Genomic DNA, 11,879 nt, shown 5'->3' on the forward strand with positions numbered 1-11,879 from the left:
CGGCAGACAGAGGAGAACGGGCATGAGGCGAATCATTCACCTGCAGGTCCCCGAAGCGGGTCGCGACGATCCGCGCAAGCTCAACCTGTTTCCCGGGCGGGCGCTCTCCGAGCGCGAATTCGAACTCCTCCAGGCCTACGTCGACGACCGCGTCGCGCCGCTCGTCCGCCTGCTCCCGGCGGGAATCGTCGGCGGCCTGCAACTGCAGATCAGCGGCGGCGGCAGCGCTACCCGGCTGCGCGTTCAGCCTGGCCAGGCGGTTGGCGGCGGCGGCCAGCTCGTGCGCCTGTTCTACCCGCTGGAAACCGACTGGCCGGCGCTCGCCGAACAGGCCGAGCGCGACGCCGACTCGCCCTTGCTCGACGGAATCTACTTCCTGACCCTGCGCGCCAGCGTGCAGGAAATCGATTCGGCGACCGAACTGCAGCCGGCAACCCGGCGCGAAGTCGATCCCTTGCGCGATCGCCGCCTGGAAACGGTGATCATCCCCGGCCTGCAGCGGGTCAGCGTCAACTCGCGCTGGCTGGCGATGCGCCAGGCCGAAATCGCCAACCGCGTCTGCGTCGAGTTCCTCACGCGCAGCCCCTTCGAGGCGACGGCGGGTGCCGTTCCGCTGGGACTGGTCAAGGTCGTCGCCCGCCGGCCGGAGTGGATCGACGCCGTCGCCGGGCGCTATCTGGCGGAAGACGATGCGGCGTATCGCACGCTGCTGGCGCACACAGCGACCGTCTGGCAGAGGCTGTTGCGCGACAACCCGCGCGTGCAGGCGCTGCTCGAGGGCAGCAGCACGCAGCGCCCCGATCTCGCCGAATTGCTCGGCATTCCCTATCTGCCGGCGGCCGGGCCGCTGCCGCAGTTCCTCGTCCAGGACCCGGCCGGCAACCCGCCGCGGCTGGTTTTTGCCGCGCGCGACCTGGGGATCGACCTGATTCCGGTCCCCGCGAGCACGGTGCAGGGAATCATCGCCGAAGAGCTGCCGCGCGGCACGATCGACCTGATCCACGCCCGGCACGAGCGGATTCGCCTGCTCCTGGCGATTCCCGACCTCGAATTCCGGCACGACCTGCTCGACCTGCCGCCGCGCGATCTGGAACTCGAACGCCAGCTCTTCCTGCGCTATAACCAGGCCGCGCACGACTGGAGCGACTGGCGCAGCCAGTGGCAGCAGCTCTTCGGTCGGCTGAGCGCCGACGCACTGCGTGCCGCGCAGGCGCCGGCGCTCGTTGCCGCGCCGCTGGCGCCCGACGCCTACCGCGACCAACTGGTCGCCGAACGCCGCCGCGCGCTGCCCGACGACGACCTTCCGCTGCCCGAACCCTGGCTGTCGCACGTCCAGGCGCCGTATCGCGGACGAGCGGTGCCGCCGGCGCCCGATCTGAGCAGCGACGGCCTGCTGCATCAGCGCGCGGCGCTGCAAGAGCAGATCAGCGCGCTCGAAGGCGAACTTGCCGAGAGCTTTGCCCTGCTCAACGAAGTCGGCGACTACCTCGGCCTGCAGCGCCAGCAACTCGACGCGCTGACCCTGTCGTTCAGCGCGCTCGCCGGTGGCGTCAGCGGCGACGGCAGTGGTCTCAAGCTGATGCGCTGGGCGCAATCAGGGGCGCTCACCCCCGATTTGACGAACAGCGTGCAATCGACTGCGGGAGGCAAATGATGGCCCAGATACCGCTCAACTCGCTGCTCCAGTCGGCGACCAACCTCAACCTGGGCAGCCAGTTGCAGACGGCCGCGATGGCCGCCGAGTTGCAGATGAACAGCATGATCGGCGAGACGGCGAAGCAGACCGCCCCCACGCCCGCCGCAGCCGCGGCGGTCGAGCCGCTCGTCCAGCCGACCTTCTCGAAAGCGGCCGACAGCTACGGCGTCATGCGCCACATCGACCCGGTGCGCGACCATTTCCTGAATGCGCGCGTCGGCATCGAGACGCTGCGCCGGATCGCGCTCGAGGGCGTCGGCAGCAAGTCGCGCTCGCTCCTCCAGCGCGTCGAGGACTACCTGAAGAAGCACCTGCCGGAGGCCGAGTATCTCGCCTTGATGAGCCAGCTCGGGATCGAGAAGGGGGCGCCGACGACGCTGCTCAAGAAAGCGCTGCCGACGCTGGGCAGCAAGTTCCGCGTTCCGCTGCGCGAGAAGCCGGAAGCACCGAACGCCGTCGAACTGGTCGAGGTCGAGCACAACACGCACTCGGCGCTGTTCGGCGCCGGCGCCGTGATCAGCGACGACATACGCAGTATCGAGGCGCTGCGCCTGGCGCTGATCAACGTCCGCCGCCGGCAACAGAAGGCGCTTGCCGACGCGCAGGCCGACCTGGCCGAAATCGAGGCGCGCATCCCGGGCGAGCAAAACCGGCTCGGCGTGCTCGAGCGGACGCGCAGCGAAAGCCTCGACGATTACCTGGTCGCCCAGCGCCTGCTCGTCGACCACTGGCGCAACGTCGAAGAAGCGCACCGCCAGCGGCGCCGGGTGATCGAAAGCAACGTCGGTCTGTTCTACGTCAAGCAGCGCGAAACGCCGCTTACCCAGACCTTGCCCGATCCGCTCGAGCTGCGCTTCGCTTCCGCCGACGATCTGGTACCCGGCTGCGCCAACCGCGCGACGCCGCTGGCCGAGGAGCTGGAACCCTTCATGCAAGCCGTGCTCGACATTCCGGTGGCCGACTGGGCGATGCTGCACGAGCTTTCGCACCTGTTGCCCAGCCGCACGCGGCTGGAAAGAATGGTCGTCGCGCGCCGCCAGCGTGTCGCGCTGCGCCTTGCCGAAACCACCGTTGTCCCGGCCGGCGCCTTGCAGGGAATCGTCGCGCAGAATCGCGCGCTGCTCGGCGACCTCGCCGGGCGACCGTTCACCGCTTCGACGATGCGCGAGCTGCAACTGCAGGGGCACCTGATCCTCGCCCTCGAAGACCTGCTGGCTGGACCGGTTCCGCTGCTGCGCGAGCCGGCGCGTGCGTTGCACCAGCGTCTCGACGCCGCCGCCGGCTGCCTGCTGGCGCGCTTGCGGAGCATCAGTCCGTCGCTCCGCCTGGCCTGGGCGCGCGCCGCCGAGGCCGATCGCCTGGCGGTCGACACGCCCGAGCAGTGGCCGGGAATCGCGCTGGCCGAAGCAGCCGATTTCAACGGCATCCGCACGCTCGCCGAGCTGGTCGCCTGGTGGTTCCGGCAACTGCACGCGGAAGCGGGCGGCGCGGCGCGCACGGCGATGCGCAACTTCGTGCGCGCCTGCCTGCTGCTCGCGGTCGGCGACGACCCGGAGGAACTCCTGCACGGCCAGTTGCGCACGCTGCCCGGGCGCTTCCGCGTCGGCGAGGCGCTGCGCCTCGAGCTCAACCGCGTTCCGTCCCCCGGTGCCGAGCTGCAACTGGTCGACGACCGGCAGCGCGTGATCGGCCTGCTGCGCGTGGACGACCACGACGCGAACGGCACGCTCGCCTCGATCACCCAGGTGCTCGACGCCAGCGCCAGCCTGAGCACCTCGTTCCGCGTTTCCGGCGCCCGCAAGGCGTAAGGGGAACAACGTGGCGGCCGCCCAGGTGACGCTCGCGCGCGTCGAAATGCGCGGCAGTCGGGCCGCCGTCTCGCGCGGCCGGGCGCCGCTGCTCGCCGCGCTCGACCGTGCACCGTGGCCGGAGGTCGGCGCCGAGCGGCTGCTCTTCATCCGCCACCTGAGTCTGCGCGGCACGCCGCAGGACATCGCCTGGCACGCAGCGGAGGCGACGCGCCAGCTCGCCGCGCAGTCGGTCGACGCCTGGCTGCCGGCGGCCGATCAGGCCGCGGCGGTGCACTTTGCCTCGCGCGCCGCGCAGCGCGCCTGCCTGCTCGTCGATCTGCTCGCCGGACGCGCCGGCGAGCGCTGGTTCTGGCGGCGCGAACAGCGGCTGACCCGCTTGCCGCCTGGCTCGGCGATTGTCGAACTGCTCGCCGAAGAGCCTCTGCTCAGCGCCGAAATCCTCGCTCGCGTCGAGCGCACGCCGTTCGCCGGCGCCTTCTGGCGGCGGCTCGACAACGCCGCTGCCGGACAGATCGTCGGCGCGATTGGCCAGGCCACCGGATGGGCTTTGCCGGCTGCACCGGCGGCCGCCGAGCGGCTCGTCGCGGACGCGGGTCTGCGCGCGGCACTGGCGCAGGCGCCGGCATCCTGGCATTGCCTGTTCGGGCGCGCCGCTGGCGAAGCGGTCGTGCAACTGGCGGCGCTGCTCCTCGCCTGGCAACGCTTTCCGGCGCTGCTCGGCACACCGCATGGTGCGCGCCTGCGGGCTGCGCTGGCGTACGGGATCGCCCACGGCACGGCTGCCGCCGATCTGTCCGAGGCTGGCCGAACGCCGCCGCGCGCCGCCGGCGCTCGCTCGACCGAGACCGATACAGCCCTGCCCGAGCGAGGCGCAGCCGCTTCCGCAGCGCATCGCGCGGGCGCGCCGGCAGCGCGCGCCGGGCAAGGCGGGCGCGAACCGCCGGTCTTGCCCGCGGCGCCTGCCGCCGCGGCCAGCGTGGCGACTGACCTGGCGCTGCCGGCAGCGAGCGAAAGCCCGCCGCGCCGGCCAGCGGCTGCACCGGCGCGCGCCGCGGCGCCGTTCGCCGCAGCGCCAGCGACCACAGGCGAATCGGATGCTGTGCGCCGCCTCGCGGCCGACGACTCCGCGGCGCCGGCGCTTGCCGCCGAACACGACTTCCTGACCCGATGCGGCGGCCTTTTCTATCTCCTCAACTTTCTCGCCCTGGCCGCCGTCCAGGCCCGCCTTGACGAGCGCGCGCCCGCCGCCTGCGGCTGGCGCTGGCTGGTGCGCCTGGGCTACTGCCTCGGCCTCGTCCCCGACCCGCCGCTCGCCGGCTTCCTGGCCGTTGAGATCGGTCTCGACGATCCGGGTGAACTCGCCACGCTGCCGCCGCTGCCCGCCGAAAGCGCTCTGCTGCAGATCGGGATGGCGCGCTACGGCCCGCTTTTCAGCGTCGCCGAACATTACCTGCGCGCGGCGCGCGTCGTCGTCACGCGCAGCCACGTTGACGTCCATTTCCGCCTGGCCGACGCCAGCCTGCCGGTGCGGCGTGCCGGACTCGACGTCAACCCCGGCTGGCTGCCCTGGCTGGGTCGCGTGGTCAGCTTCCATTACGGCAGCGGCGACGCGCCGCCGCCCGGTTTCCCGCCATGAATGCGCCGGCGACGCCGGCCGCGGTCGCCGTGCCGGCGCTCAACCGCGCTTTCGTCTACGCCGGTCTGGCGCGTTTCGCCGGCGAGCGCCTGGGCGCGCCGTCGGCGGTCTTCGAGAGTCTGGCCGGTGACGGAGAACTCTACTCGCTGCTCGCCCAGGCGCCCGGCGACTGGCTCGGCGCCTGCCGCGAGCTGGCGCTGCGCGCGCCGCAGATGCCCGGTCCCTGCGGCCGCATCCTGCACGACTTTCGCCTGCAGTTGCACGAGTGGTTCGCTTTCGCGCTCGCCGGCGAGGCCGAAGCCAGCCACCTGATCAATCTGGCGCTCGCCGAACTGCAGGCGCCAGCCGACGAGACGCGGCCCAGCCTGCATCTGCTGGCAGAACTCAGCCAGGCGCTCTTTGCCCTGCCGCTGCCGCCGCTGAGCTGGCCCAACCATCCGCTGGTGCGGGCGCAACTGGCGCGCATCGCCGGCGACGACGCGCTGCCGCTCGCCAGCCTGCACGTTTCCCCGCGCCTGTGGGCGCTGTGCTGCGGCGACCGGCAGGTCTGGCGCGAGTTGCGCTCGCTCGCCAGCGATCCGGCGATTGCCCTGCCGGCGCAACTCGAGCAAACGCTGCCGGCGATCGTCGCCAGCCTGCGCCAGGGCGCAGCGCCGCTCGTCGTCGTGCGCGGCGCGCGCGCCGCCGGTCTGGCGCTAGCTGCGCGCCTGGCGGCCGGCGCCGGACTGCACGCCGTCGAATGCGACGCGGGCGAGTGGAACAGCCGGCCACTGCTCGCCGCCGCTTGCCGCTACGCCGGCTGGCTACCCGTTCTGCCGCTGGCGCTCGGGCCAGGCGAGAGCTTCTCGCCGGCGGCGACGGCGCTCGGCCTGACGCCGATCGTCATCGTTGTCGGAGTCGACGGCACGGTAGAGGTCGCCGATGCGCTGGAGATCGTCATCCCGTCGCTCACCCTGGACGAACGTCGGCGTGCCTGGCAACAGGCTCTGGGGCCGGACGCCGCGCCGGCGCTCGCCGAATGCGCGCAGCTCGACGGCGCGACGATCGCCGCGCTTGCCGGGCGAATCCGCCGCGCTGCAGCGGGCGACGACGCGCCGCCCGACCTCGGCCATCTGCGCCAGGTGCGGCTGGGCTTTGCCGCCGAGCGGCTACGTCTGCTGGCGCAGCCGCTCGCGCGCGAGGTCGGCGCCGACGCGCTCGTCCTGCCGCCGGCAACGGAACAGCAGTTTGCGCAGTTGATTTGCCGCTGCCGCCGGCGCGAGCGCCTGTGGACCGGCCTCGGCCCGAGCCTGGCGACGCCGACCGCCGGCGTACGCGCGCTCTTTGCCGGCGAAAGCGGCTCAGGCAAGACGCTCGCTGCGTGCCGGCTGGCGAGCCAGCTCGGCGCGCCGCTCTACCGCGTCGACCTGGCCGCGGTGATGAACAAGTACGTCGGCGAAACCGAGAAGAACCTCGGCCGTCTGCTCGACGAAGCCGCCGCGCTCGACATCGTCCTCCTGATCGACGAAGCCGATGCGCTCTTCGGCCGGCGCAGCGAAGGCAAGGAGACCGGCGAGCGCTACGCCAACATGATGACCAACTTCCTGCTGACGCGCATTGAAAGCCATCCGGGAATCGTCGTCCTGACGACGAATGCGCGCAATCGCCTGGACGCCGCGTTCACCCGACGCTTCGACGCGATCATCGAATTCCCGCTACCCGGCGTCGACGAGCGCTACCGCCTGTGGCGATCGCACCTCGGCGCGCGCTCGCCGAGTGACGACGACTGTCGGCTGCTCGCCAGTTACAGCGACCTGCCCGGCGGCCATATCCGCAACGCCGTGCTGCACGCGGCAGCGCTCAGCCAAACCGCGCCCGGGCAGCCGGTCGAACTGGTCCTGCTGGTCGCTGCGCTGGCCAGCGAATACCACAAGCTGGGCCGCACGCCGCCGCCGCAGCTCGCCCAACTCGCCGCGCGCGGAAACGGAGGATAAGCATGGCCAGCGTAACCCAGGCGCGCCGCTCGGCGCTTTCCCGCGCACCGGCGGGCAAGCCACAAGACAACACGCGCCTGCGGCGCGCCGCCGCGGCGAATGCGACGAAGGGCAAGGCACCAGCCTATCTGCAGGCGAAATTGGCGATGAGCACTCCCGGCGACGCGTCCGAGCAGGAAGCCGAACGCGTCGCCCGACAGCTCGCGCGCAGTCCGCGCGCGGCTGCCGCGCCGGCTGCCAAGGCGAACGCGCCGGCAGCGGGCACCGGCAGCGAGCGCGTGCAGCGCGCCAGCGTTGCTCCTGGCGTCGAGCCGCCGGCGCCCGCGGTGATTGCCCCGCTTCCTGCCGCCGAGCAGATCCAGCGGGCAGCGGCGGCGCCAGGCGTCGAGGCAGACAAGGTGCAGCGTGCCGGCGTTCTGCAACGCACCGAGGAAACGCCGGCGGCGAACGCGACGGCGGTCAGCGAGGCGACCGAGCAGCGCATCGAGGCGCGCCGTGGCAGCGGCAGCCCGCTGCCCGAGCAGCTGCGCGTCGAGATGGAAGGACGCTTCGCCAAGGATTTCACCGACGTTCGCGTGCACACCGACAGCGAAGCACAGGGCTTGTGCGCCGAAACCGGCGCGCGCGCCTTCACGGTCGGCAACGACATCTTCTTTGCCCCGGGCGAATTCGACCCGGCGAGCGATGGCGGGCGCCAACTTCTGGCGCACGAACTGACGCACGTCGTCCAGCAGGCGCACACGGCGCGCCGCCTGCAGCGTAACGGTACACCGCCGCCGACGGGTGGCGGCGGCACGGGCACGCCTGCGCCGGCTGGCGGGAGCGGCGAGTTCACCCTCTCCGACGGCACCGTGATCGATCGCGTCCCGCGCAGCTATCCGGGCAGCGACACCGAGCGCAAGCGCCTGCAGTTGCCGGAAGTCAGCCTGCCGACGTTCAAGGAGCGCAACCGCGACCGCTTCCCGGCGGTCCTCGCGCTGCGCCCGGGCGCGCGCGGCGTCACCCGGCAGGGTGAATTCTGGCGCGACTCGGTACGCCGGTCGGTCAGCCGCCTGCTCGAAGCGAAGAAGGACACGGCGCGGATCAGCGGCGGCTACCACCGCGACAGCGATACCTACTTTTTCCGCGCGCAGCGCAACCCGGAGTTCGTCCTCTTCGGCAACTCCGAACAGATTCTCGAAGCCAACATGGTTCCCTTCTGGGACGAAGGCGGCCGGCCGTCGGCGTACCAGATCGACCACATGGTCGAGGACCAGCTGGTCAATCCGGACGACACCTCGTATGGTGGGCTGTCGTCGGCCGATCGCGCGTCCAACTTCGAACTGCTCGACGCCACCGCCAACGGCTCGTCGGGAACCCGCCTGAACGCCGAAATCGACCGCCGGCTGCGCCGCGCCGTCAGCCTTTTCGCCAGCGAGCACCCGGGCGAGCCACCGCTGCGCTTCGAAGCGCTGCGCCGCTGGGGCGCCTACTACGTCAACTTCATGAGCCATCCCTTCGACCTTGGCGGCACTGCCGGCAATCCGCAGAACTTCTGGTCGCACCGGGCGATCCTGCAGGGCCAGGCGCTCAACGTCCTGGTCCCGATGACCGGCGACCAGATGCGCCGGCTCAACCGCGAGGACGAACCCGTCGTCTTCACCTCGGCGCAGGGCGGCGTGCCGCGCTACGTCCGCCAGTCGGCACTGCCCATCCGCAACTGGCTGCCGCGGGTCAACCTGACCGGCATCGAAATCACGCCCAACCCGGCAAGCGCGGAAACCGCCGGCTGGCTGACGGTCAGCGCCTACGGCGCGGAAGACGCGCGCGCCGGCGCCGTCGCCGCCACCTATCCCGACATGCGCTGGCGCCTGAAGCCCGTTCCCGGCATGTACGGCGGCGCGATCGACGCCGAGTACATCAAGGAAAACTATTTCGGCGCGCGCAGCAGCCTGCAGTTGCCCGGCCTCAGCCCGATCGCCTTCGACAGCCTCAGCCTGAGCGAGCGCGGTCTGCGCGCCGAAGGCCGCGTCCTCCCGACGGTCCCCTTCGTCGGCAACGCCGACATCCGGATTCTCGTCACCGGCGCCGAGATCCAGTTGCGCAAGACCTTTCAGGGCAGCGAGCTGACGCTGCCGCCGCCTTTCGCCTTGAAGGACACTTCGCTGGCCGTCTTCTTCAGCTCGGCGCGCGGTCTCGGCGTCGAGGGGCGCGCCGACTTCGAAGTCAATCGCCTCGGTACCGGCTACCTCGAAGCAGCGGCAAGCACCGGCCAGGGCTTCGAACTCGCCGGCGGTTTCGACTTCGACAGCCAGCTCTTCGACCGCGCCAGCATCGAAATGTGGTACCGCAACGAGCAGTTCGGCGCCGCCGGCGACCTGGCGATCACCTCGCCGAACAAGGTGCGTGGCATCCGCGCGGCCAGTCTGCACATCGACTATCAGGCCGGCCGCTTCGCCGCCAACGGCAGCGTCGATCCCGACATCCCCGGCGTCCAGCAGGCCGGCCTGCGCGTCGAGTATTCAGAGACGGAAGGCCTGCTGATCGGCGGCAACCTGCGCCTGTCGGCCAACCCGGCGATCCGCTCCGGATCGATCGACGTCACCGTGCGCAAGCCGCAAGACACCTGGCGCGTCGCCGCCACCGGCAGCGCGCAGCCGGCGATTCCCGGCCTCAACTCCGACCTCACCGTGAGCTACGACGACGGCGCGTTCAACGCCGCTTTCCGCGGCACCTTCCAGCGCGGGATGCTCTCCGGCACCGTCGAGGCCGGCGCGACCAACCGCACGCTCGACGGCAACGGCCAGCCGACCGGCCCGGCCGCGCCGGAAGCGCCGATCATCGTCTATGGCAGCGGCTCGGCAACGCTGCAGATCGCGCCCTGGCTGCAGGGAACCGCCGGCATCCGCTTCGCGCCGAACGGCGAAGTCACCGTCTCCGGCGAAATCGGCCTGCCCGCCGCGCTGCAGATTTTCCCGCGGCGCGAGATACGGCGCACGCTGTTCGATATGGCGACGCAAATCCCGATCGTCCCCGGCATCGTCGCCGAAGTCGGCGGCAACCTCAGCGCGCAGGCCGGCATCGGCCCGGGAGCGCTCGACCAGTTGCGCATCGGCATCGAATACAACCCGGCGCACGAAGAAAACACGCACGTCACCGGCGACGCACACCTCAACGTCCCTGCCGACGCCGGCGTCCGCCTCGGTGCACGCGCCGGCATCGGCCTCGGCATCACCGGCGCCAGCGCCACCGGCGGCCTCGAACTCGGCGGCACGCTGGGCATCGCCGGCGCCGCCGAGGCCGGCGTGCACATCGACTGGATGCCGGCGCGCGGTCTGCAAGTCGACGCCGAAGGCTACCTGCACGCCGAACCCCGCTTCCGCTTCGACGTTTCCGGCTACGTCAGCGTGCGCGCGCTCGGTTTCAGCGTCTACGACAACCGCTGGGAACTCGCCGCCTACGAACTCGGCTCCAACCTCCGCCTCGGCGTGCGCTTCCCCATCCACTACCGGCAGGGGCAGCCTTTCGAGGTCTCGCTCGACGACGTACAGTTCGAAGTGCCCGACATCGACGCGATGCAACTCGTGCGCGATCTCGGCAACCAGATTTTCTGAACCGACAGGACCAGAGCGAGCCGCCAGCGTCCGGCGCGCTGGCGCCCTGTCGAGCCATGCCGGCATCGGGTGCAACCCGCGCGATGAGCGGCTCCGAATGCGCTGACCGGCGAAACCCATGCCTGCGTGCAACCCACTCCCGCTGCAATCTTGCGCAGACTCAACCCGTTCCCCCTGAAGAATTCGATTGCCGCTTGGGCGGCTTCTACGAATATTCACCCCGGGCAGGCCGGTCGGATCAGGATGCCGCACTTGGGCAGGAGCGGGTTTGCTTGCAGCCGGGGCGACCGCTTGCATGGCGTCCTTGGTGACGGTGATTCCTTTTTCGTACACGGTGCGCTTCAGTTTGACGACGGGATGAGCGCCTGTCCAGGTCATGCTCCTGACCCCCAGGAGCATCGCTTGGGCGTCGGTCAGCTTGGCGCCGTTCGAGTGCTTTTCCAGGATTCCCCAGCAACGTTCCACCGGGTTGTACTTGCTGTCGTAGGGCGGATAGTTCAGCCGGCGGATGGACTTGCCGATGTGATCGGCGAACTCGACTTGGGGTTTGGCCTTGAGCACCGGACGCAATTGGTACCCGTTGCGGTTGGTACCCGTTGCGGCTCAACACTTCCGACATGCCGCTTCGCGAAGGCAGTATGTCCTCGGCAAATCCCTGCGCTCGCAACTGCCTGATGGCTTCCACGGCCGTCAGGCGGGTGAACGACAACGTCGTGCGAAACGTCCGATCTTGTTGCGCATGACTTGCCGCCAGTTCCCACAGCGCTTGCGCCACCTCCGGGTGCCCTTTTCTCCCACCGTTTCGCGCCGCAGCAGAACGCGTGCAGCCCCAGACAAATGATGCCCTTACATTTCTCATGCAGACCCGGTTGCACGGCATGTCGACTCCAGCCAAAAACGTCCTCCGTACCCCAAGCACCGCTACCACAATACTTCAACGCCATTTCCGCCTGAAACGCTCGGCGCGTCGTCACCGTAAATTTCCTCGCAGCAAGCCGGACATCTTCGAGGTCGAAGGCTTCAAGAGAAACACTCCGTGCAGCTACCGAAGTGCAGATTTCCGGATCTCGAAGGAAACCCGGATGGCACGTTAGACCAGCGCAAAGGTCATTCTGGCTCCGGTTTCCGGATGTGGGAATTCCTGCTGGGTGAGTTCGTCGAGGAGGGCGG

General features: G+C 70.3%; 5 protein-coding genes and 1 pseudogene. 5 read left to right on the forward strand and 1 reads right to left on the reverse strand.

The features are described 5' to 3' along the window. Nucleotides 1-22: 22 nt before the first annotated feature. Genes Q1L59_RS13380 through Q1L59_RS13400 form a run of 5 tightly spaced genes read left to right on the forward strand, consistent with a single transcriptional unit; the run spans nucleotide 23 to nucleotide 10,709 of the window. Nucleotides 23-1,654: a hypothetical protein gene (locus Q1L59_RS13380; RefSeq protein ID WP_300333015.1), complete on the forward strand. Its 1,632-nt coding sequence runs from the start codon at nucleotides 23-25 to the stop codon at nucleotides 1,652-1,654. Beyond that, nucleotides 1,654-3,504, forward strand: a complete 1,851-nt coding sequence (locus Q1L59_RS13385; RefSeq protein ID WP_300333017.1) for a hypothetical protein — start codon at nucleotides 1,654-1,656, stop codon at nucleotides 3,502-3,504. Before Q1L59_RS13380 ends, Q1L59_RS13385 begins: the two co-directional genes overlap by 1 nt. 10 nt (nucleotides 3,505-3,514) lie before the next feature. After that, nucleotides 3,515-5,143, forward strand: coding sequence for a hypothetical protein (locus tag Q1L59_RS13390; protein ID WP_300333019.1), 1,629 nt, complete (start codon nucleotides 3,515-3,517; stop codon nucleotides 5,141-5,143). After that, nucleotides 5,140-7,116: an ATP-binding protein gene (locus tag Q1L59_RS13395; protein ID WP_300333021.1), complete on the forward strand. Its 1,977-nt coding sequence runs from the start codon at nucleotides 5,140-5,142 to the stop codon at nucleotides 7,114-7,116. Before Q1L59_RS13390 ends, Q1L59_RS13395 begins: the two co-directional genes overlap by 4 nt. A gap of 2 nt (nucleotides 7,117-7,118) precedes the next feature. Beyond that, nucleotides 7,119-10,709, forward strand: a complete 3,591-nt coding sequence (locus Q1L59_RS13400) for a DUF4157 domain-containing protein (RefSeq protein ID WP_300333023.1) — start codon at nucleotides 7,119-7,121, stop codon at nucleotides 10,707-10,709. Between the two features lie 342 nt (nucleotides 10,710-11,051). Here Q1L59_RS13400 and Q1L59_RS13405 read toward each other — a convergent pair. Further along, nucleotides 11,052-11,270: pseudogene (locus Q1L59_RS13405) on the reverse strand (ISAzo13 family transposase); the annotation flags it as partial. Nucleotides 11,271-11,879: the final 609 nt, after the last annotated feature.

The sequence above is a fragment of the Accumulibacter sp. genome (assembly GCF_029255125.1).
In the GTDB taxonomy this organism is placed as follows: domain Bacteria; phylum Pseudomonadota; class Gammaproteobacteria; order Burkholderiales; family Rhodocyclaceae; genus Accumulibacter.

What these genes read in the sequence shown, in the direction of transcription:
- Q1L59_RS13380 (WP_300333015.1), top strand. Translation starts at nt 23, where the DNA reads ATGAGGCGAATCATTCACCTGCAGGTCCCCGAAGCGGGTCGCGACGAT.
- Q1L59_RS13385 (WP_300333017.1), top strand. Translation starts at nt 1,654, where the DNA reads ATGGCCCAGATACCGCTCAACTCGCTGCTCCAGTCGGCGACCAACCTC.
- Q1L59_RS13395 (WP_300333021.1), top strand. Translation starts at nt 5,140, where the DNA reads ATGAATGCGCCGGCGACGCCGGCCGCGGTCGCCGTGCCGGCGCTCAAC.
- Q1L59_RS13400 (WP_300333023.1), top strand. Translation starts at nt 7,119, where the DNA reads ATGGCCAGCGTAACCCAGGCGCGCCGCTCGGCGCTTTCCCGCGCACCG.